General features: G+C 67.3%; 20 protein-coding genes. 7 read left to right on the forward strand and 13 right to left on the reverse strand.

The window, feature by feature from the left end:
* Nucleotides 1-7 precede the first annotated feature (7 nt).
* Nucleotides 8-385, forward strand: a complete 378-nt coding sequence (locus NJ1_RS00565; RefSeq protein ID WP_084477599.1) for an anti-sigma factor antagonist — start codon at nt 8-10, stop codon at nt 383-385.
* A 26-nt stretch (nt 386-411) separates the two neighbouring features.
* On the opposite strand, the gene NJ1_RS00570 is transcribed toward NJ1_RS00565, so the two are convergent.
* From NJ1_RS00570 to NJ1_RS00585, 4 genes are all read right to left on the reverse strand, one after another.
* A complete protein-coding gene (locus tag NJ1_RS00570) occupies nt 412-1,392 on the reverse strand; it encodes a hypothetical protein (RefSeq protein WP_067685886.1) in 981 nt (326 codons plus the stop codon).
* A gap of 71 nt (nt 1,393-1,463) precedes the next feature.
* The gene (locus tag NJ1_RS00575; protein WP_245717155.1) at nt 1,464-2,342 is read right to left on the reverse strand and encodes a hypothetical protein; all 879 of its coding nucleotides are present in this window, start codon (nt 2,340-2,342) and stop codon (nt 1,464-1,466) included.
* Nucleotides 2,342-3,475, reverse strand: coding sequence for a hypothetical protein (locus NJ1_RS00580; RefSeq protein ID WP_067685888.1), 1,134 nt, complete (start codon nt 3,473-3,475; stop codon nt 2,342-2,344). Before NJ1_RS00580 ends, NJ1_RS00575 begins: the two co-directional genes overlap by 1 nt.
* Nucleotides 3,472-4,563 (reverse strand): hypothetical protein, encoded by a 1,092-nt coding sequence (locus NJ1_RS00585; protein WP_067685890.1) that lies wholly within the window; start codon nt 4,561-4,563, stop codon nt 3,472-3,474. Before NJ1_RS00585 ends, NJ1_RS00580 begins: the two co-directional genes overlap by 4 nt.
* A 283-nt stretch (nt 4,564-4,846) precedes the next feature.
* Here NJ1_RS00585 and NJ1_RS00590 point away from each other — a divergent pair, with 283 nt between their 5' ends.
* On the forward strand, nt 4,847-5,275 hold the full coding sequence (locus tag NJ1_RS00590; RefSeq protein WP_067685892.1) for a CBS domain-containing protein: 429 nt from the start codon (nt 4,847-4,849) through the stop codon (nt 5,273-5,275).
* A 120-nt stretch (nt 5,276-5,395) separates the two neighbouring features.
* Nucleotides 5,396-7,033 (forward strand): FUSC family protein, encoded by a 1,638-nt coding sequence (locus NJ1_RS00595; protein ID WP_157573665.1) that lies wholly within the window; start codon nt 5,396-5,398, stop codon nt 7,031-7,033.
* 22 nt (nt 7,034-7,055) lie between these two features.
* Here the strand turns inward: NJ1_RS00595 and NJ1_RS00600 are convergent, their stop codons facing one another.
* The 3 genes from NJ1_RS00600 to NJ1_RS00610 form a co-directional block, all read right to left on the reverse strand.
* Nucleotides 7,056-7,520 (reverse strand): MarR family winged helix-turn-helix transcriptional regulator, encoded by a 465-nt coding sequence (locus NJ1_RS00600; RefSeq protein WP_067685894.1) that lies wholly within the window; start codon nt 7,518-7,520, stop codon nt 7,056-7,058.
* Nucleotides 7,521-7,556: 36 nt separating this feature from the next.
* A complete protein-coding gene (locus NJ1_RS00605) occupies nt 7,557-9,323 on the reverse strand; it encodes an MFS transporter (RefSeq protein ID WP_067685896.1) in 1,767 nt (588 codons plus the stop codon).
* 124 nt (nt 9,324-9,447) lie between these two features.
* Nucleotides 9,448-10,260 (reverse strand): thioesterase family protein, encoded by an 813-nt coding sequence (locus NJ1_RS00610; RefSeq protein WP_067685898.1) that lies wholly within the window; start codon nt 10,258-10,260, stop codon nt 9,448-9,450.
* Nucleotides 10,261-10,448: 188 nt separating this feature from the next.
* Between NJ1_RS00610 and NJ1_RS00615 the strand changes: the two genes are divergently transcribed.
* Nucleotides 10,449-11,075 (forward strand): TetR/AcrR family transcriptional regulator, encoded by a 627-nt coding sequence (locus NJ1_RS00615; protein ID WP_067686778.1) that lies wholly within the window; start codon nt 10,449-10,451, stop codon nt 11,073-11,075.
* 58 nt (nt 11,076-11,133) lie between these two features.
* Here NJ1_RS00615 and NJ1_RS00620 read toward each other — a convergent pair whose 3' ends face one another.
* The 3 genes from NJ1_RS00620 to NJ1_RS00630 form a co-directional block, all read right to left on the reverse strand.
* A complete protein-coding gene (locus NJ1_RS00620) occupies nt 11,134-13,065 on the reverse strand; it encodes an amidohydrolase family protein (protein ID WP_067685900.1) in 1,932 nt (643 codons plus the stop codon).
* Nucleotides 13,066-13,234: 169 nt separating this feature from the next.
* Nucleotides 13,235-14,176: a M56 family metallopeptidase gene (locus NJ1_RS00625; RefSeq protein WP_067685902.1), complete on the reverse strand. Its 942-nt coding sequence runs from the start codon at nt 14,174-14,176 to the stop codon at nt 13,235-13,237.
* 3 nt (nt 14,177-14,179) lie between these two features.
* Nucleotides 14,180-14,539 (reverse strand): BlaI/MecI/CopY family transcriptional regulator, encoded by a 360-nt coding sequence (locus NJ1_RS00630; protein WP_067685904.1) that lies wholly within the window; start codon nt 14,537-14,539, stop codon nt 14,180-14,182.
* Between the two features lie 484 nt (nt 14,540-15,023).
* Here NJ1_RS00630 and NJ1_RS00635 point away from each other — a divergent pair, with 484 nt between their 5' ends.
* Nucleotides 15,024-15,422 carry a copper resistance CopC family protein gene (locus tag NJ1_RS00635; RefSeq protein WP_067685906.1) on the forward strand — a complete coding sequence of 133 codons (399 nt, stop codon included), beginning with the start codon at nt 15,024-15,026 and terminating at the stop codon, nt 15,420-15,422.
* Between the two features lie 92 nt (nt 15,423-15,514).
* On the opposite strand, the gene NJ1_RS00640 is transcribed toward NJ1_RS00635, so the two are convergent.
* Nucleotides 15,515-16,045 (reverse strand): GtrA family protein, encoded by a 531-nt coding sequence (locus NJ1_RS00640; protein WP_067685908.1) that lies wholly within the window; start codon nt 16,043-16,045, stop codon nt 15,515-15,517.
* A gap of 78 nt (nt 16,046-16,123) precedes the next feature.
* Nucleotides 16,124-16,315: a hypothetical protein gene (locus NJ1_RS38635; RefSeq protein ID WP_157573666.1), complete on the reverse strand. Its 192-nt coding sequence runs from the start codon at nt 16,313-16,315 to the stop codon at nt 16,124-16,126.
* Nucleotides 16,316-16,880: 565 nt separating this feature from the next.
* Here NJ1_RS38635 and NJ1_RS00650 point away from each other — a divergent pair.
* On the forward strand, nt 16,881-17,807 hold the full coding sequence (locus NJ1_RS00650) for an SMP-30/gluconolactonase/LRE family protein (protein ID WP_067685912.1): 927 nt from the start codon (nt 16,881-16,883) through the stop codon (nt 17,805-17,807).
* A gap of 12 nt (nt 17,808-17,819) precedes the next feature.
* Here NJ1_RS00650 and NJ1_RS00655 read toward each other — a convergent pair whose 3' ends face one another.
* A complete protein-coding gene (locus tag NJ1_RS00655; protein ID WP_245717156.1) occupies nt 17,820-18,695 on the reverse strand; it encodes a LysR family transcriptional regulator in 876 nt (291 codons plus the stop codon).
* Nucleotides 18,696-18,819: 124 nt separating this feature from the next.
* Here NJ1_RS00655 and NJ1_RS00660 point away from each other — a divergent pair, with 124 nt between their 5' ends.
* Nucleotides 18,820-20,277, forward strand: a complete 1,458-nt coding sequence (locus NJ1_RS00660; protein WP_157573667.1) for a form I ribulose bisphosphate carboxylase large subunit — start codon at nt 18,820-18,822, stop codon at nt 20,275-20,277.
* Nucleotides 20,278-20,280: the final 3 nt, after the last annotated feature.

Genomic DNA, 20,280 nt, shown 5'->3' on the forward strand with positions numbered 1-20,280 from the left:
TGGCCCGGTGGCCTCTCCGAACGATATCCCGCTGCCCGCGCCGACGCTGTCGGTCCACTGGCACAACCTGCCCGATGTCGTCGTGGTCGCGATCGCCGGTGAGGTGGATTCCGACACCGCCCCCGCGATGGGCGAGGTGATCATCGCCGCTCTCGATCGCGCCGCCGCGGGACCGTGCATCGTGGATCTGACCGAGGTGCAGTTCCTCGGCCCGCGTGGGCTCGCGACCCTCGTGGACGTGACGCAGCAGGCCGAACTCAGGCGAGAGCCGTTGAAGATCGTCGTCGATGCGAACCGTCCCGTGATCCGGCCCATCGAACTGACCGGACTGGATGAGGTCCTGGCGCTCTACCACACCGTCGAGGAAGCGCTCGCGGCCGAATAGGCCGCGAGCGTTCGCGTCCGCGTGCGTCAGTCCTTCGGGTCGAGTTCCACGACGGTGCCGGGGTGCGCGAGCGAGGCGACCGTGATGCGGCCGCCCTTGGCCTGATCGATGATCTGCCCCTGCCACGCCACGAAGCACGAGGCGATCTCGCTGTTGTAGGCGTTGGTGAGGATCGGAGTCAGAACCTTCGCGAAATCGCCCTCGGCCGCGATGAGCTGATCGCGGTACGGTCCGTAGTACGGCAGGATCGCTTGCAGGACAGTGGCTTCCACGCCCTGAACCTGCGCGATCAGCGGGTCGATCTGCGGCTGGAACTGCGTGATCACCGGGGCGATCTCCGCGAGCACCGGGCCGACGAGCTGCAGTATCGGCTGATATACCGACCCGAGTGCGAACGCCTCGGAGGAGAACGGGCCAGCCAGGGGCGCGAGGCCGATCAACGAGGCAAGGCCGCCTTGCTGTTTCGGTGCGGGCCAGCCCAGCGGGCACGCGGGTTGGGTATCGGCCGGGGCGGCGGCGAACGGATTCGTCCCCGCGCCGAGCTGGACCGAAGCACCGGGCCCGGTGCCGAGCGGAACCGCCGCACCGGGGTTCGATCCACCCGGAGTCGCGACCCCGGGAGTCGCTGCGCCGGGCGTGGTCGCGGCGGGAAGTGTTGCGCCGGGGCTGGTTCCGAGGGGAACGGACGCGCCCGGGCTCGTTCCGAGGGGAACCGAGGCACCCGGACCGGCGGGCGCGGCTCCCGCGATAGGAGCCCCGCCGGGCGCGGGCGCTCCCGCTCCGGCGGACGGCGCCGCACCGGGCGCGCCGGCGATCGCATCGGGTGCAGCCTGTGTGGTCGCGGCGGTTGCCGCGGGCTGCTGCTGCGAAACAACCACGGCGGCAACATCATCGTCCTGACGGACGGTCAGTGCGGTGACCGCGACCGCGCTGCCGATCACAGTGAGTGCGGCGACAGCGCGGATAGCGCCGGCCAGCGCGGGGCGGGTCGTCGTGCGGGAAGTCATCGGGTCGTGTCCTTCTCGAGGATGTTCGGAGTCGGCACCGGCAGTCGCGGTTCGTCTCGGTGACGGCCGGCTTATCGCGCCGGTGGGGTTGTCGTCTCGGTGGCAGGCGTGGAGGGAACAGAGGGGCCGCTCGCCCCGGGAACCGCCGGGGGAGAGGACGGCGCGGCGGTGTCCGGCTCGAAGACACCTTCCAGATGCCACACGCCGGTGAAACTGTTGAACGGGCCGCCGACGATCAGGCTGGTCCATTCGAGGGTGAACTTGCGGGTGGCGGGGTCGTAGGTGCCGGTGGCGGAAGGGCCCTGGGGCGTATCGGCTTTCGGCTGATCGAACCAGCGGTGCGCGACGAAATCCCAGACCTTCTGGACCTGTTCCGCGCCCGCGATCTGCGCGCCCTGCTTCTCCGGCGGCTTGGGCGCGCCCTGGTTGAACTCCTGGTCGTTCCAGGACGCCGCCCACGAGGAGAGATTCGCGGTGAGCGTGTTCCCGTCCCGGACCACGGTGGGCGGGGCGACCTCGCGCTGTGTCTGCGGATCCACCGGATTGGTGGAGATCCCGAACTCGACCGCGAAGAACTTGGTCGGCTTCGTGATCGATGCCGAGAGCGAATTACCCTGCGCGAAGCCCGGTTCGGGTTCGCTCTGGAATGCGCCGATCCGCAGGCCGCCCTCACTGCCGGGTTCGAGCAGGGTGGTCGCGCCGGCTTGGGCGGGGGAGTCTCCATTGGGCATGTACGGGCCCTTCTCCGGAGTTCCGCCCGGTTGCACCATTCGGAACCAGGTGCCCGACACGGAATCTCCGCTCACCGCACCCGGCGTGAAGCGCAGTAGTCCGACCAGATTCTCCGGGGCCGACGGAGTGGCGGTCTCGCCGTCGCCGCTGGAACAGCCCGGCAGCACCAGGGTCAGCACTGCGAGGACGGTCGCGGCGATAGTCGTGCGTGTCCTCATCACAGGCCACCAATCGAAGTCGTAGGGTCGGGGTTTCGTGCCGGAGCGGCCGAGTTGCCGGCGGAAGCCGCGGAGCGCCGACCTCCGTCCGGTGAGGCCGACCGCGCTGCGCGTGAGCGGAGCCCGGCACCCGCGGCGGCCAGCGCTATCACGCCGGGCAGGAGATAGAACCATCCGAGTCCGCGGAACGCGCCGAACCCCAAGGGCTTTGTCGAATCATCGAGCGCCACCACCGCGTCGAAGTTGCCGATGTTGTCGTTCATCGCGCCGATCAGAGCCGCGAAGCGTGAAGTCATCGGCTGCCAACGGGATTCGAGCGTGGTGATCCCGGCCAGATCGGCGTCGGGATGAGCCGTGCGCACCGCGCCGGTGTAGCGGCTGTTCAGCTCACCGTCGGCGGCGACCAGGGTGACGAAATAGCCCTGGACCCTGCGCACTTCGTCCTGCGTGAGAATCGGTCGGAAACCGTCGATCAGCGGTTGCGCGGCGGGGGCGGCGGGAAAGAGCCCACCCGCGAGCGGAACCGCGATCAACCCGAGCGCGGCGATCGCGGCCACCGACCGCCACACGATCGCGCGATTGCCCGCCTGCGCGCGGCGGAACCCGAACACTCCGGCGGCGATCAGAATCAGCCCCGGCAAGGCGATCAGCCAGGGCAGCGACCCGAAAGGCGGTACGGAGGCAAGCTTTTCGTAGTTCCCCCGATTGCCGTCGATCGCGTCGATCATCGCTGACATGTCCGACCGGATCTCCGGGTAGTCCCGCACGAACTGATCGACCCGGGCATAACCGCCGGACACCTGCCCCACCGGTTCCACACCGGCGGCACGCAGCGCGAGAACGTTGGATCGCGCCTCGTCGAGCACCCCGAGATCACCGCGATAGTTCTCGATACTCGACTGGGTCACGTACGGCGCGAACGAGCCGATCATGGCCTCGCCCTTGACCGCTCGCGGGAACATCCCCGTCACCAGCGGCGCGATCACCAGCAGCGCACCGATCACGGTGAGCACCGCGAACGGCCACCGCGTCGCCGGAGGTGGCGGTGGCGCTTCGAGATTGGAGACGAACTCGGAATAGGCGGGCAGACCGGAGATCCCGGCGCTGCCCGGCGTGGAGGCCACGGCCGTCACGATCGATTCCGGCCCGCTATGCGGTCCGCGCCGACGAACACACCGGCGGCAACGACCGCGAGCACCAGCAGCGACGGAACGAGCCAGATCGGATTGCGGTCTCCGCGCGGCAAGGCCACGGTCTTGGTCGCGAGCACCGGATCGGCCTGCACCGAACCGGGAACCGTGGCCGCCGCGGACGCGGGGGCGACCCCACCCTGCCCTGGCAGCCCCTGTCCGGCACCGGGCTGCGTGACACCGCCCTGCCCGGTGACCCCGCCCTGCCCAGTGACCCCGCCCTGCCCGGCGGCTCCCTGCCCGGCACCGGACGGCGTGACCCCCGGCTGGCTGGCAGCGGGTTGCTCACCCGCCGGTGCGGACCCGCCGCCCGGCGCAACCCCCAACGGCGCGGCCGCGGGAGCCGCCTGCGGCACCGAACCCCGATACTGCCCCGCCAGATGCCACAGCCCGGTGAAGTTGTTGAACGGCCCACCCACGATCTGACTCGTCCATTCGATGACGAAATTGCCCGCGCCGTCGATGCTTCCGCTGATCGGACTCGTCTTACCCGGCAGCCCACCGCCCGGCTTGGGCGAGCCCTGATTGAACACCTGGTTGTTCCAGGTGACCCCGAGACTGCTCAGATCCCCCGAGAGCTGCCCGCCGTCGGTGAACAGCTGCGGCACCGAGGTGCCACCACCGGTCTGCGGATCGGTCGGGTTGGTCGCGGTCGCGAAGTCCACGCCGTAGAAGCGCACCGGCGTGGTCACCCGTCCCGATTGCGCGTTGCCCGCGCCGTCGAAGGCCGCCGCAGGCTGCGGTTGATAACTCCCGCTGACGAGTCCGCCGTCGCTGCCCGCCGACAGCGTCGTCACCGTCTGATCGCTGCACCGCGAATCGCTGTTGGCCAGAAACGGTCCGCTCGCATCGCCGGTCGGCAGGATCATCCGGAAGAAGCTGCCCGTCACGGAACCGCCCGAGCACACTCCCGGCGACAGCGCGAACAGACCGTTCAGCGGCGCGGGCTCGGCCTGTGCGGCCGGTGCGGCGATCACCGACAGGCCGAGCGCGGCGAACGCGGCGGCGAGTCGATAAGAGTTCCGTCCCATGGGTGGGTCCTTCGATTGGCGCGGTGCGAAGCCGGTTGTCCGGCAGCACTCGCCATAGCAACTCGAGCCCGTCGCAAAGTCGTGAGTTGAAGTCACGGTGAATGGAATCCGGGAAATTCCACACGGCCCGGACGGGCGGGAGAGTCATGATGCCGTGATGGGTATCACCGCATGACGCACTCGCGTCCGGTTGGGGATCGGATCGTAATCGTTGCTGTTCACGCGCTCGGAAACGCGGGATCCTGAGAGCGGTAGATAGTCCCGAGCGTTGGGCGGTGGGCGTATGCGAATTTCGGAAATTCTGCGGCGAAAGACTTCCGGCATCATCACTATTGCACCGGATGCAACAGTGCACGAATTGCTGCGAGTTCTGGCGGCACACAATGTAGGTGCGGTGGTGGTATCACCGGATGAAGTGCTGATGTCGGGCATCGTGTCCGAACGAGATGTGGTCCGGTGCCTGCACCGCGACGGGGCGGGCGTGCTCGATGCCACGGTCGCCGACATCATGACCGCGGTCGTGCACACCTGCGCGCCCGACGACGATGTCGAAACCCTCAATGCCACCATGACCGAACACCGGATCCGTCATCTGCCGGTGCTGGCGGACGGGCGCATGGTCGGCATCGTCAGCATCGGCGACGTGGTCAAGAGCCAGATCGCGGAACTGGAGACCGAGCGCGAACACCTGGTCCGCTACTTGCACGGGTAGCTCGGCCCCCCGGCTGCGAAGCCGGACGACCGGTCGCGAGTAGAGCGGTGGCGGTACCGGTGACCGAGGCGTCGATGCCGCCCGCATCCGGCCGGCAACCCGGCTGGTTTGATGGATGCCGTGACTTCGACAGGTACGGCAGCACCGGATCCGCTACCCCCGGTCGCGCGGGAACGGATGCCGTCCTTCTCGCTGTCGTCCGTCGCCAGGCGGTGGGGTCCGGGTGCGCGCTCGGCGTCGGCGTTCGCGATTCCGGCCTCGGTGCTCGCGGCCACCGGGCATGCGAATGCGGTGTTGTTCGTCCTGTTCGGCGCGTTCGCGGTGCTCTACGGCGACGGCCGCGCCTATCGGGTGCGCGGATGGGTGGTGCTCGTCGCGGGCCTCGCCCTGATGGCCGCGATCGGACTCGGCGGTGTGATCGGCTCGGCGCGCGCGGGACTCGATGCCGGGACCGTCGCGATCGAGATCGCGGTCCTGGTGACGATCGCCATGATCGGAACCTACGTGGTGAACGCCGGTCGCCTGGGTCCGCCCGGACCGCTGTTCTTCACCCTGACCTGCGCGGGTGGACTGGTGGCCGGAGGCGCCGGAGTCGACGTGCGAGAGCTGGTGTCCTACACGGCATTCGGCGTCGGCGGCTCGATGCTGGTGTCGATGGCCGGGATCCTGATCGATCGGCGCAAACCGGAACGGCTGGCCGTGGCCGCGGCGTCCGCGGCGGTGGACGCCTACCTCGCCGCGCGAGCGGACGGACCGGACACCGCGGCCGGACGGCACGCGGCGGGCGAGATCATCTCGCACGCGTGGGCGGTGCTCTACGACGCCGGGATCTCCGAACGCGCACCGGATTCGCCCCTGGTCACCGAATTGCTCGACGCGCACCGGCGATTGAACGACGCCGGTCCACTCGATCCGGGCGAGGATCCGCGACTCGTCCCGCTGGCCCGACCGTCACTGCGCTACCGGTTGCGCCGGTCCCTCACCCCGAACGCGCATGCTCTGGTGACCACCCTCCGCGTCGGATTCGCCTGTGCCGTGGCCGGTGTGGTGGGCTGGCTGCTCTGGTCGCCGCATCCGCACTGGGCGATTCTCACCGCGCTCATCGTGCTGCAGTTGGGGCCGGACCGGGTGCGCGGCCGGATTCGCGCCGAGCATCGGATGGCCGGAACCATCGTCGGATCGGGGTTGTTCGCGCTGATCTACCACCTGTCGCCGAGTGGATATCCGCTGATCGCGATCGTCGCGGTGCTGCTGTTCGGCATCGAGGTCTTCATTCCGAGCAACTACGCGCTGGCCGCGGTGTTCATCACGCCGGTGGCGCTGCTCGCGGGATTGGGTGGTGCGACCGATCAGGCGATCGGCGCGCTGGTCGGGGACCGCGTTCTGGAAACCGTGGTCGGAGTCGTGGTGGCGGTGCTCGTGCTGCGATTGCTGCTGCCGCACGCGTACCGGCGCACCTTCCTCTGGACCGAGACACGGGTGCGCGCGGCGATCGAGACCCTGGTCGAGCATCTGCGCACCGAACCGGTGGATCGCACCATGGAACTGCGCCGCGATCTGCAATTCGAACTCACCGGCGCCATGCGTGGCGGTGTCGATGCCGCACACGACGACGCCGCGTGGACGCGGGCGCACTGGCCCGGCCACGCGGCGTTGATCCTGCACGGCTACCGGTTGCTGTCCGCGTGCTGGGCGGTGCCGCAGGGGGAGCGGATGGCCGACCCGGAGCACTGGATCGAGTGGAAGCGCCTGGGCTGAGCCGTTGTTCGCCGGCGGGCCGCTATTCGTCGAGGGCTGTGATCAGCCCGTTCAGTGCCGACATCAGTCCGGTGCGCTGCTCCTGGTCGAGTTGTTCCATCGCCACCGCGAAACGCTGGATGCGTGCGGAGGTGAGTCCCGACACCAGGTCGTTCGCCGACTGGGTCGCCGAGAGCAGTTGTGCCCGTCCATCTTCCGGATCCGCGTCGCGCACCAGGTAACCGGCCTTCTCGAGGCCGGTCACCATGCGTGACATGGTCGGTGCGCTGACTCGTTCGGCATTCGCCAGGTCGCTCAGGCGCATCGGACCCGACCGAGCCAGCGAGGCCAGCGCCGAGGCGGCCCCGGGGCTCAGCGAGCCGAGGTCACCCGCGTGCCGCAGTAATCTCAGCAGCCGGCCGATCGCGTGGTACAGCTCGGCCGCTTCGGTGAGTTGTTCCGGATCGGCGACAGTGGTGGGTTTCGGCAGCACAGCCTCCTGGCTCATGGAAAGGCACAGCCTCCAGACTCATGGCGTCATCGGTCAGATTCCGGCGCGTTCGGCCGCACGCAACTCCTCGGCCTCATCCGGGACGGACCCGCCACCGGCGAACCACGATGCCACCGCGCCGATGAGCATCATAAGCGCGGCCGCGAGGAACACGACGACCAGACCCGAATGGAACGGCCCGGAGATCAAGTGCGGGAAGAACTCCTGACCGGTGAGAACATCGCTGTTGACGCCGGGTTTGTCGAGCGTGCCGCTGGGGCCGAGCAGTTCCTTGAACGGGTTGTAGCCCAGGAACGTCGCGAACAGGCTGCCGACCGGAGGCATATCCGCGATCTGACCCGCGACGTCGCCGGACACGCCTTGCTCCTGGAGCCCGGAGTTCATGGCATTGGGCAGGGTGCCGGACAGTCCGACGATCATGAGCGAGAAGAACACTCCGATCGAGAGCGCCATGCCGCCGTTCATCAGCGTGCCGCGCATACCCGAGGCGACACCGCGCTGCGAGGCCGGAACCGAGGACATGATGTCGGCGGTGTTCGGCGAGGTGAAGATGCCGGTGCCGAGGCCGTTGAGCAGGATGATCAACGCGAACAGCCAGTAGTTGAAGTCCACCGGGATCACCACCAGCAGTACGAAGGTGACCGCGGCCAGCGTCAAGCCGCCGGTGGTGAACCAGCGTCCGCCGAAGCGGTCACTGAGCCAGCCCGAGATCGGTCCGGACACCAGGAATCCGACCGTCAGCGGGAGCATGTAGATACCCGCCCACAGGGGTGTGGACTCGAAGTCGTAGCCGTGCAACGGCAACCAGATGCCCTGGAGCCAGATGATGAGCATGAACTGCATGCCGCCGCGTCCGACCGAAGCCATCAGCCCGGCCAGGTTGCCCAGGCCGAAGGCGCGATTCTTGAACAGCGACAGATTGAACATCGGCTGGGCGACCTTGGATTCGATCCAGCAGAACGCGAGCAGCAGTGCGATGCCGCCGAACACCGCGGCCAGCACCCACGGGTTGTCCCAGCCGGTCTTGGAATCACCGTGCGGCTGAATGCCGTACGTGATGCCGGTCAGCAGCGCGGTGAGACCGAGCGCGAAGGTGACCGTTCCCGGAATGTCCAGCGAGCCCGGCGTCCGCACCCCCGAATCGTGCAGCGATCGATACGACCACACGGTGCCCAGAATGCCGAACGGAATGCTGACCCAGAAGATCGCCTTCCAGTCCCACTCCGAGAGCAGGCCGCCGACCAGCAGACCCAGGAACGAACCCGCAACGGCCGCAACCTGATTGATGCCCAGAGCCACGCCGCGCTGGTTGGTCGGGAACGCGTCGGTCAGAATCGCCGCCGAATTCGCCATCAGCATCGCGCCGCCGACGCCCTGGATGACACGCCACCCGATCAACCACAGCGCACCACCGCCGTGGTTGAACGGATCGAGTGACAACGCGATCGCGCAGAGCGTGAAAACCACGAATCCGAGGTTGTAGATCCGCACCCGCCCGTACATGTCGCCGAGCCGCCCGAACAGCACGACCAGCACCGCCGAGGTGAGCAGGAACCCCATCAGCAGCCACAGCAGATAACTGACATTGCCCGGCGCGAGGGGATTGAGATCGATCCCTCGGAAGATCGCGGGCAGCGAGATGATCACGATCGACGAGTTGATGGTGACCATCAACATGCCGAGCGTCGTATTGCTCAGCGCCACCCACTTGTAGTGCGGATGATCCCGGTCGACCCGCAACCGCCGCCGAATGGTCTGAACATCACCGGGATCGAGATCGGTGGTGGGGGCCGCAGCCATCTTGCCTCCCGAATAGCGAACGAACGAACTACAGCAAATATAGTTGCATGTCGCTAACTAACGAAATTATGACACCCCTCACCCGTCCCGACATGGTGATGAGTCCGGTCGGCCGAGGTGTGGCTCAGGGGCGCTGATCCGGTTGGGGGCGCAGGGTGAGCGTCTGCTGGGCGGATCCGACCGGTCCGTGCAGGTCGTGCAGGGTGGTGCTGGTCAGGCCCTGGGCGGTGTGGCCGAACACGACGCTGGTGTCCAGGCCGGTCCAGGGGCCTTCCGGCCCGCGATAGAGATGGATGGTCAGGTCGAGATTGGGGAACATCCATTTGGTGGGGTCCTGGCGGACCGCGATGCCGTTGGCGGTGTCGACCAGGGCGATGTAGGCCGCGAGCGGGGTGGTGTCCTCGTCCGCGACCAGGTCCACGGGGGTGGCGACCCAGGCCGTGGTTCGGCCGGGCTGCGGGACGCCCACCGGCCGCACGTCGATGGAGTCGATGTATCCGCCGCTCCACACCGAGGTCAGCGGCCAGGACCGCAGTGCGTCGGGATGGGGGAGCCGGTCGGGTTCGCCGCCCGCGACGCCGGCGGTGTCGTCGGAGCGCAGGAACCATGCGCGGGCGCCGACCACGCTGCGGCCCGCGATCGTGACCGTGGCCTCGACGAGTTCTATGGTTCGGCCCGGGCGAGTGACCTCGACGTGAATATCGAACTCCTCGAACGCGATTCGGCCGAGGATGTCGAAACTGATGCGGCTCATCGCGAGGGCGGGACGCCCCTGCTGAGCTCTGGCGCGCTCGATCTCGTGGACGATCAGCCCGCCCAGCGGGCTGAAGTGCTGCTCGGTGAGGTCCCACGCGCCCCCGGCGTGCCGGGTCGGGACGAAGCTGTGCGCACCACTTCGCCGGAAGTAGCTCGATTCGTGGGCGGTGGCGTCCGTCATGATTCTCAACCTATGGGTCGAGTTTTGTTCAAGCCAGTCGGTAGATAGTCCTTGTGGTCGATTTCACGGTGGGTGTCCACTCGATGCCCTGGAACAGTGGATTCGGGCAGTTCGACGGCTCGATCGCCGGGTCCGCGAGCACTCTTCACGGCCGGTTTTCCGACCGGCGTCCCGGATATGATCGGCTCATGACTGCGTATCCGGTCGAGGAAGCCGCCCCCGCCGGGCGTGCCGCGCGTCGCCGCGATCGCCGCAAGGCGGAGATGATCGCGGCCGCGTTGCAGATCCTGTCCAGCAGCGGCTATCAGGGCATGCGGTTCGAGGATGTCGCCGAGCGCACCGATATCGCCAAAGCCACTCTGTACCATTACTTCCCGAGCAAGGACGCGCTCGTCTCCGCGGTTCTCGAGACGCTGACCTCCGATGTGCTGACCCGCCTGCGCGAAGCCCTCGATGCCGCCGCCGGCCGATCCGCGACCGATCAGTTGCGCGCGCTCGTCGCCGAGCAACTCCACGTGCTCACCGTCCTGTATCCCGAAGCGGGCAAGCTGTTCTCGTTCCCGGCGCCGTGGCCGAGCGAGCATACGGAAGCCATCAAGACCATGCGCCGCCGGCACGACCGGATCTTCCGTGAAGTCATCGACCGGGGCATCGCGTCGCGGGAGTTCGACTGCCCGGACCCCTCGGTGGCGCTGCACTGCCTGCACGGCATCCTCAATCACGCCTCCATCTGGCTGCGGCCGGACGCGGACTCGCAGGGGCGCACCCGCGAGGCCGTGGTCGGTGAGTCGATGCGGCTCTTCGTCAGGGCCTGATCGGGTCGAGAACTCGCCTCGCAGGCCGCGACCTGCGAGGCGGAGAGGGATTATCGACTCATCCCCGGACCCGCTCCCACAGGCGCAGGTAGACCTCCGCGCCGTGGAACACGTCGGTCATGATCTCGGGCCCGCCGAGCACGCGAATCGCTTCGAGCCAGTCGGCGTACGTGCCGTAGGTCGCGGTTCCGTCGGTCGTGATGTCGAAAGTTCGCTCACCCCAGCGTTCCCGGTCGAATGTCACCGCTCCGTCGTGGGAGGTGAAGGGGTAGGGCACGACTCCCGCACCCACCGCCGCACCCTGTCCGGCGATCCCGTTCATATCCGAGCCGAAGCCGAAGCCGAAATCCCCACCGGGTCTCGCCATTGCGCGCGCCTCACGCCACGCGTTCACGAATCCCGCCGGCCCGCCCGCGTACGGCGTCGCGAAACCGCCTGCCGCATAGACGCGCTGGGTGGTCTTGGTCGAATCCCAGCCGTGTGAGGACAGCACTCCGGGATAGTGGCGCTGTTCGATGATCGACATCACCGCGTCGGCGGTCGCCTCGCTCAGGTGATCCACTTCGATGAGGAACCCTCGGTCGATCATCTGGTTGATCAGGTATCTGCCCAGATCGGTGAGTCCGCGTGCGTTGCAGTGCGGCCCCGCCGCGTAGAGCGGCAGTGGTGCGCCGCCGAGCAGCGGCCCGGTGAGCCGGCTGAGGAACTGATTGACGTCACCGGCGATGGGAACCGAGGGCTGAGTGCTGTCGCGCTCGGGGCCGTTGCAGGACTGCACATTCCAGAACGTTCCGGTCTGCATGAAGTTGCCCGCGTTGACCAGCAGCCCGGTGGCATCGGTGTCCATCTTCGTACCGCCGAAGGCATTGTCGAATTTGTGGACGGGGAAGAAGCTGGTGACCCCGAGGCCACGGAGTTCGCTCAGCCAGCGATCGACATCGCCGGTGCCGCACTTGGGCTGGCCGAGAAACACGCCGCAGCCCATCGGATCCGACAGCTCCATCCCGAGAACCACCGCGAGCTTGCCTGAGGCCGCGGTCAGGCGTGCCTCGGCCGGGCTGGTGACGATCCGGAAGAAGCCCAGGCCGGGACCGCCTGCCTGGGCGTCGATGTAATCCTGCAGCGAGCGGAGCCCGGCGGCCTGGGTTCGCACGGAAGTCATGTCGTCGCAGGGGTTTCGGCGATCGGTCATCATCGCGCACAGCGATTCGTTGTCGACCAGGTCGACAGTCATCACACGCAGCCCGGCCTTCCAGGATCGCTCGATGCTGGTCCAGTAGGTGCCCTCGGTGGTGAGCACGGACGGTTTCGGCCAGTCCCGGAAGGTGGGCCAGCCCCGGGTATCCGAGCTGTGGAACGGTGCGCCGTAGTCGAGGAAACTGGCGACCAGACCGTTGGTGCCGGTGCGGTACGTCGCGCAGTCGGGCAGCGCGTAGGTCACCCCGTACGGGTGCCACGGACGGCCGCAATGGAAGTCGCCACCCATGAACTCGTAGGCCGTGACATGCGCGTGCGCGTCGATGGTGCCCAGCACCGAACCGTCCGCGCTGACACTGGGGCCGGGTGTGCCCACCGCCCCGGTCTGGGCCTCGGGGAATTCCGCGCATCCGGTGTCCGTGACGAAGGAGGCGGCTGTGCTGGTCTCGGTCGCCTCGTTGGTGAGGGTGAATCCGCTTGCGCCGGAACCGTTCACCGTCCAGACGGCGCTTTCCGACGGACTCTTCGCGGCATGGATGGATCTGCCGGACGCGTCGAGCATCTCGCCTTTGCGTCCGTAGAGCAGATACTCGCCGAGGGCTGTGGCGTGCATGCGGTACGGCCCGGCGTCCGGGACGAGGGGACCGGCCGGTGCGTCGATTCGGTAGCAGCCGTTGACGAGTGAATAGCGGGTCTGTGTCTGATCCGGGACGGGATCGGCGGTGGCGAGTCCGGTTCCGGCGAGCCCGGCGGCCAGCAAGGTGGACGTGGCGACAATCGGTAGATATCTCACACGGTGTCTCCTGGGTAGGAGGTGTTGACACGCAACGCGTCTCACTCTGAACTGATGACATTTCACATTTGGGGCGGCCGATGTTCCTCGCTCTTCAGGAGGGGTTGGGTCAGGTGGCGCGCGCCTCGCCCGTCAAAATACTATGGAACATAGTATTTTGCAGCGATTCTCAGCCGATCAGCAGACCTGCCAGTGCCGCGCTCAGCCCGACGGTGAACGCGGCCGCGGCCGGGGCCAGCAGCGATGTCGCGAGGAGTAGTAGCGTCGCGGTGCGACGAGACGCCGTCCGGGATTCGGGTGCGGCCGAAAGGCATTCGAGCCGCACGGTCAGGGATTCGTCGATCAGATCCAGCGGTGTGGTGCCCGCGTGCGCGGCGACCGCGTGCAGTGCGGAGTGCAGGGCCAGCGGGCCGGTCGAGACCGCCGCGGTGCGGTCGGCGGCGAGTTCGACCAGGGTGGCCAGTGCCGCCGGGGCCGCGCCGAACAGCGGGACCCACCAAAAAGCTTGGGCGAGAACGCGGCTCACGCCGAGCACGTGATGATGACGGCCCCGCAGATGGGCCCGCTCGTGGGCGAGCACCGCCCGCCACTGCGCCTCGTCCAGGCAGCGCGCCAGGCCCTCGGTCACCACGATGTACCCGTCGCGGCCGGCCACGCTGTAGGCCAGGGGAATCGGATGATCCAGCCACACCAGGTTCGCGCTCGTGGGATCGGCGCGGCCCAGCACTCGGACCAGTTCGTTGTGCCGGCGGCGCAGCGCCGCACCGCGTCCGCGATGTCCGATCGCGATTCGCGCGAGCTGTCCGGTGGGCACGGTGATGCCGATCGCCGCGACCGGCAGGATCAGCCCGGCCGTCCAGGTCACGACCATCGGCTCGATCGCGCCCAGGCTCTCGAGTACGCTGCCCGCCAGGAACTCGCCCGGCGGATCGCCCGGCCACAGCAGTGCGATCAGCACCAGCACACCGCATCCCAGCGTCGCGACGCTCGCCCCCAGCCACGCCACCATCCCGGCGAGCGGGGCGGCGGTGAAATCGATTCGGGACAGCACGGCGGGCGTGGCCGCGGCCAGCGCGATGCCCGCGGCCAGCAACGCGGTGATGAGGATCATGAGCTACGGCCGTCCATCGGAGAGTCCCCGCCGCAGTGCGTCCACCTCGTGCGCGCTGGCGGTGCGGGCCAGGTGCAGCAGTACCGCCGGGGCATCGGGACTGGCGTCGAGGATCTCCCGGAGCAGATCGGTGGTCGCCTCGGCGCGGGTGCGGCGTGGCAGATAACTGTACGAACGACCGATCTTCTCGCGCCGCACCCAGTTCTTCTCCCACAGGTGCGTCACCACCGTGAGCACCGTGGTGTACGCCGGCACCCGCTCGTCGTCGCCGAGCCGCTCGACCAGATCGTGCACCGTGAGCGCATCCGGGCTCTCCCACAGCACCGCCATCACCCGACTCTCGAGTGCCCCCAGCCCCTTCATCGTTCTCCCTCGATCGTGCTCGCCCCGGGCACCGAACCCGCACGCCGAATCTACTATCCGACATAGTTTCAGGGCCGGTGAAGTTCCGTGCGATGACTCGGAGTGCTCGCTGATAGGCGTCGGAATCGGGTCGCCGGACGCCTGCTGGGCCTGGACATCATGATCACCGTCCTCATCCAGCGCTCCCGTTCTCAGCGTTTATCGGCCAACGGTGTCGGCCGGGGCCCGGATCTGTTGCGGGATCGCGTCTCCGCGGCCCGGTGGACGAGGTCTCGCGCCTCGGGTCCGGTGATGGATTGCTGTGACCACGGCCACTGCGGTGTTGTAGCCCAAGAGCATTGTGGGGCACAATCTCTCGCGCTGGAGCGCCTCGGTCACGCACGGTGGCCTGCTGGTTTCGGCAGAAATTCGGCGCGGCTCGTGCCGCGCGAGATGTCGGTGATCGTTCGAGGAAATGGGTGTGGGTATGAGGGCGTGGTTGCGGATGACGGTCGTGACGTTGGCGACGGCGGGAACGGTTTTCGCGGCAGGTGGTGCAGCCGAGGCGCATACGTCGCTGAACACGACCGACCCGGGCGCTGCGGCGGTGGTGACCGTGGCACCGCAGCAGGTGACGCTGACTTTCGCGAGCACGCTGCTGCCCGAGGACGCTTCGCTCACCGTCACCGGCCCTGACGGGCTGCAGTACCAGACCGAGACGGTGGTCTCGGATGCGCAGATCTCCACGCAGCTGAAAGGATTGGGCCCCGCCGGGATTTACACCGTGGCCTATTCGGTCCGTTCCGATGACGGGCACCTGCTCCGCGACGGTTACGGCTTCCTCTACGCGCCCGTCGCTCCCGCGTCCAACCCCGTTGCGGCACGAGGCGCATTCCACCAGTAGTCGGCCACGCCTGAGGTTCGGTTGCCCGCCGGCCCGTCCCGTTGACGACGTCGATCGAGTGTTCGCCGGCCCGCACTCGATCGGTGGTTGGGCTAGAGCTGGTTCGACTGAACCGGTTCGTCCGGTGCGAGTTCGGTCGAAACCGGGTGGGGGAAGACGAATTTGCGCATGGCCCACCAGCGGAAGGCGGTGGCCAGCAGGGTGCCGATGATCGTTGCGCTGATGAAGTCGGCGATGTTCTCGACCAGAACGGATACGTGGGGTGTTCGGAGCTGGAAGATGTAGCTCGAGATCGCCAGGGGGAGCTGGGTGATCACCAGGCCGATGCCGGCCACTACGAAGAACAGGGCCGCCTCGTGTCTGCCCTGGCGGCCGCCTCGTGCGGTGAACGCCCATTCCCGGTTCAGAATGTAGGACAGAACGGTCGCGATGAGGGTGGCGACGACGTTCGCCGTGAGCGGCTTGCCCGACAGAATGGTCCACTTCAGACCGAAGAACAGCGCCATGGTCGTGACGAACGCGATCCCGCCGACGGTCAGGAACTTCAACAGTTCCGCGTTCCGCAGGAACATCGAGAGCATTCGCTTCGGCACCCGCGCCGCCACAATCTGGACCAAGAACATCGAGCCAGGCTATCGGAGCGGCCGATGTGTTCCCCGTCGCGGTGACAATCACCACGATCGTATGGGTAGCGCGGAGCATCAGTCCGAGTCGGTGCGGCGGTGTCGGCCTCGGGTGGTGGGTTCGGCCCAGGCGGGCTCGGGCCAGGGGGTGAGGGTGGCGAATTCTATGGTGGGGGCTTCGTCGAGGGCGCGTCTGAGGCGGGCCAGGAAGGCGTCCACGGTGCCGTAGCGACCCAGGATTTCGGCCAGCAACCGCTGGGCGCTCGTCACATCCCCCGCCTCTCTCCACCACCGCACGTCGTGGGCGTCGGGCCCGGTGTGCTCAGGGTGTGAAGGTCGCGCCCGGACTTTGTAGATAGCCACCGGGAGCACGGGCGGGACCTTCACCCCTCGATCCGGCCCGGACAGTGCCCACACCCTCCGGACCGTCGACCACTGTAGCGACGGGCAGTCATGCATAACGGACATAGTTGACTGCAACGGACATGACGGATCGTGCCAAGTTGCCCGGCGTGAAAACGCATGTGGGAGTACGCAAAGCGGCTGGTCGAGGATACCGAACGGCCCGGTGGTTTTCGGTGGCGCGCGCGGTGTGGAATCGGCTGGCCGGTTTGGGGGGTGGTGCGGCGGGAAACCGTGGGGCGTAAGGTCGGCGGTGCGAACGGGTTGTCGACGTGCCTGGTTTGCGTGGAAGGTGTTGTGATGTTGCATGATTCGCGGTGAAGCGAACGTGCGCCGCAGGTAGTGCGACTACCGTGCCTGCGAGAAATTCTGCCGCATGCCCGGGGCGAGGATCGCCCAGGGTCGGCATCGATGAGCAACCGGGAGTTTCGGCATGAGAGTTCGCGTGTCCGCAGTGTGCACGATGATGGCGACCACCCTGGGAACAGCGCTCGTGCCGCTGGTGAATCCGATCGGCGCGCAGGCCGCGACCGGATCGGACTGCGGGCAGTGGACGGCGACTCAGGTCGCGGGCGGGTACGGAATGCTCGAAAGCCTGGCCTTCGACGGGCGCGGCGGGATGCTGCTGTCCGAGCAGGCGTTGACCGGCACCGGCGGCGGGATCCGGCGGCTGAGTGCGGACGGCGTGCGCAGCACCGTGGTCCCGGAGGTGAGCGGGGCCGGGCCGATCAGCGTCATCGGCGATGTCGCCTACTACACCACCGGGCTCAGCGTGCAGTCCAAGCTGGCCAAGAGCGAGGGGACGATCGCCTCGATCAACCTCGGCACCGGCGTGATCGACACCATCGCCGTCGGATTGGCGCAGCCGAACGGACTGGCCAAGTTGCCGAGCGGAGAATTCGTGGTCGCGAACGACATGTCCGACGACACCCGGCTGACACTGGTGCGCGGGGGAGCGGCCGCGGGACCGTATTCCTCGGCGGCGACATCCACGAACGGCGTCGCCTATGACGCAGCGCGACAACGGATCTACGTGTCGAGCACCTTCGACCCGACCACGGCGATCTCCGTGATCGACCCGGCTCGGCCCGAAGAGTCGACCCGCATCGAATTGCCCGGCTTCGGACCTCTGAACGCGGCGGACGGACTCAGCATCGGTCCGGACGGAATGGTCTATGTCGCACTGAATGTCGGCGGCCGGATCGTGCGGGTGGATCCCGACAGCGGTCACTGGTGCACGATCGCGGAGAACCTCCCGCTCAGCACCCATGTGCAGTTCGGCGACGGACCCGGCTGGGACCGCAACTCCCTCTACGTGAGCAGCTACCTCGGCACCGTCACCCGCCTCTCGCCGCGCTGACGGATCCACCGTTCACGCTGCGCGGAATGCCCTGTCGCCCACGCGATCCGGATCGACGATATGCGTCAGGAACAGCCGGGCCGCCGGGGTCGGCGTGCGAGTGGTGACCGCATGCCAGGGCCGGTTCAACGGCGTCCCTTCCACCGGAACGATCTCCAGCTGCTCGTCGGCGAGATCGGATTCGATGGCGTCGGAGTGAATCAGGGTGACGCCCAACCCTTCTCGCGCCGCCGCGAGAGCCGCGCCGTGAGTGCCGAGGGTGAGCGTCGGCGGCCGGATCTGGAGCCGATCGAACAGTGCGAGCGTGGTATCGCGCGTTCCGGAGCCCGATCCGCGTAACAGCCAGGTCGCCTCGAAGGGATCGGGCCAGCGCCCGGGCGCTCCGACCACCACCAGCTGGCTGGGTCTGCGCGCACGGGTGATCAGACCCCCGTCGCGGGGCGGGCGCCCTGCGATCACGAGATCTGTTTCGTGGTGGGTCAATTCGAGGAACAGGACATCGCGAGGCTGGATCGACAGCCCGAGCTCGATCTCAGGGTAGCGGTTGCGGAAGGTCGAGAGCAGCCGAAGCAGCACATATTCGCCGGCGGTGGCCACCACGCCGATCCGCAGCCGCCCGGTTTCGGCCTCGCGAACGGCGGCGTGCGCCTCCTTCATCAGGCCCAGGATGCTGCGGCAATAGTCGGCGTACACCCGCCCCGCCTCGGTGAGCGCGATCCCGCGGCCGGATTTCGCGATCAGCTTGGCGCCCAGCTGTTTCTCGATGTGCGCGACCGCCGCCGACGCGGCGGCCTCGGTGATGTGCAGCTGCGCTGCCGCACGCCGAATACTGCTGTGACGAGCCACGGCGAGAAATGTTTCCATTCGAACCGCGCTCACCGTTCCCATCTTCAGACGGTAGCAAACCTGACGAAACGGTTGAGTAAGACGAGAAAAGTTCGAATTGTTTGTGGAGTTCCACGCCGTCATCCTTGGAAACACAAGTGGCCCAACCCGGTTCGCAGGAGGAATGATGGCCGAAGCTGTCGATGACCAGGACGCTGGGCCCGGTCGGTGGGATCCGGGCGTGCATACCTACGCGTCGATGGGATATTACGCCCCGGACTATCAACCGAAGGACACCGACGTACTCGCGGTGTTCCGGGTGACTCCGCAGAAGGGCGTGGATCCGATCGAGGCGTCCGCCGCGGTGGCCGGTGAATCCTCAACGGCCACATGGACGGTCGTGTGGACCGATCGGCTCACGGCACACAACCGCTACCAGGGCAAGTGCTACAGGGTGGAGGAGGTGCCGGGTCGTCCGGGGGAGTATTTCGCCTACGTCTCCTACGATATCGACCTGTTCGAGGAGGGCTCGATCACCAATCTGACCTCCTCGGTCATCGGAAATGTATTCGGCTTCAAGCCTTTGAGCGCTTTGCGCCTGGAAGATATGCGGATTCCCGTCGCATATGTCAAGACCTTCCAGGGGCCGCCGCACGGAATCGTTATGGAACGGGAATATCTCAACAAATACGGTCGCCCGTTGCTCGGTGCGACGGTGAAGCCGAAACTCGGTCTCTCCGCCAGAAACTACGGGCGCGTGGTGTACGAGGCCTGCAAGGGCGGACTCGATTTCACCAAGGACGACGAGAACATCAACTCGCAGCCGTTCATGCGCTGGCGTGATCGCTACCTGTTCGCCATGGAGGGCGTGAACCGCGCCACCGCCGAAACCGGTGAGGTCAAGGGGCACTACCTCAATGTCACCGCCGCGGACATGGAGGACATGTACGAGCGGGCCGAGTTCGCCAAGTCCATCGGCAGCGTCATCATCATGATGGACCTGACCGTGGGATACACCGCGATGCAGTCGATGTCGAAGTGGGCCCGTCGAAACGGCATGCTGCTGCACCTGCATCGTGCCGGGCACTCCACCTACACGCGGCAGAAGACGCACGGGGTGAGCTTCCGGGTGCTGGCCAAGTGGTGCCGGTTGATCGGCGTGGATCATCTGCACGCGGGCACGGTCATCGGCAAGCTCGAGGGTGATCCGTACACGGTCAAGGGTTTCTACGACACGTTGCGCGACAACCACATTCCGGCGAACCCGCGCAACGGGATCTTCTTCGATCAGGACTGGGCGAGTCTGCCCGGCGTGCTGCCCGTGGCATCGGGCGGTATCCACGCCGGCCAGATGCACCAGCTGCTGGACCTGTTCGGCGACGACGTCTGCCTGCAGTTCGGCGGCGGCACCATCGGCCATCCGATGGGCATCGCGGCGGGCGCGGAAGCCAACCGGGTCGCGCTCGAGGCAGTCGTCAAGGCCCGCAACGAAGGTCGCGATCTGCTCGAGGAGGGCCCGGACGTGCTGCGCCGCGCCGCCGAGATCAACAAGCCGCTGCGGGCGGCGCTGGACACCTGGGGTGATGTCACCTTCGACTACACCTCCACCGATGCTCCCGACGCCGTGCCCACGGTCACACACTGAAAA

This window comes from Nocardia jejuensis NBRC 103114 (assembly GCF_001613145.1).
In the GTDB taxonomy this organism is placed as follows: Bacteria; Actinomycetota; Actinomycetes; order Mycobacteriales; family Mycobacteriaceae; genus Nocardia; species Nocardia jejuensis.

What these genes read in the sequence shown, in the direction of transcription:
- NJ1_RS00655 (WP_245717156.1), bottom strand. Translation starts at nt 18,695, where the DNA reads ATGGGAACGGTGAGCGCGGTTCGAATGGAAACATTTCTCGCCGTGGCT.
- NJ1_RS00630 (WP_067685904.1), bottom strand. Translation starts at nt 14,539, where the DNA reads ATGAAGGGGCTGGGGGCACTCGAGAGTCGGGTGATGGCGGTGCTGTGG.
- NJ1_RS00570 (WP_067685886.1), bottom strand. Translation starts at nt 1,392, where the DNA reads ATGACTTCCCGCACGACGACCCGCCCCGCGCTGGCCGGCGCTATCCGC.
- NJ1_RS00600 (WP_067685894.1), bottom strand. Translation starts at nt 7,520, where the DNA reads ATGAGCCAGGAGGCTGTGCTGCCGAAACCCACCACTGTCGCCGATCCG.
- NJ1_RS00660 (WP_157573667.1), top strand. Translation starts at nt 18,820, where the DNA reads ATGGCCGAAGCTGTCGATGACCAGGACGCTGGGCCCGGTCGGTGGGAT.
- NJ1_RS00585 (WP_067685890.1), bottom strand. Translation starts at nt 4,563, where the DNA reads ATGGGACGGAACTCTTATCGACTCGCCGCCGCGTTCGCCGCGCTCGGC.
- NJ1_RS00650 (WP_067685912.1), top strand. Translation starts at nt 16,881, where the DNA reads ATGAGAGTTCGCGTGTCCGCAGTGTGCACGATGATGGCGACCACCCTG.
- NJ1_RS00625 (WP_067685902.1), bottom strand. Translation starts at nt 14,176, where the DNA reads ATGATCCTCATCACCGCGTTGCTGGCCGCGGGCATCGCGCTGGCCGCG.
- NJ1_RS00615 (WP_067686778.1), top strand. Translation starts at nt 10,449, where the DNA reads ATGACTGCGTATCCGGTCGAGGAAGCCGCCCCCGCCGGGCGTGCCGCG.
- NJ1_RS00640 (WP_067685908.1), bottom strand. Translation starts at nt 16,045, where the DNA reads ATGTTCTTGGTCCAGATTGTGGCGGCGCGGGTGCCGAAGCGAATGCTC.
- NJ1_RS00575 (WP_245717155.1), bottom strand. Translation starts at nt 2,342, where the DNA reads ATGAGGACACGCACGACTATCGCCGCGACCGTCCTCGCAGTGCTGACC.
- NJ1_RS00605 (WP_067685896.1), bottom strand. Translation starts at nt 9,323, where the DNA reads ATGGCTGCGGCCCCCACCACCGATCTCGATCCCGGTGATGTTCAGACC.
- NJ1_RS00590 (WP_067685892.1), top strand. Translation starts at nt 4,847, where the DNA reads ATGCGAATTTCGGAAATTCTGCGGCGAAAGACTTCCGGCATCATCACT.
- NJ1_RS00610 (WP_067685898.1), bottom strand. Translation starts at nt 10,260, where the DNA reads ATGACGGACGCCACCGCCCACGAATCGAGCTACTTCCGGCGAAGTGGT.
- NJ1_RS00635 (WP_067685906.1), top strand. Translation starts at nt 15,024, where the DNA reads ATGACGGTCGTGACGTTGGCGACGGCGGGAACGGTTTTCGCGGCAGGT.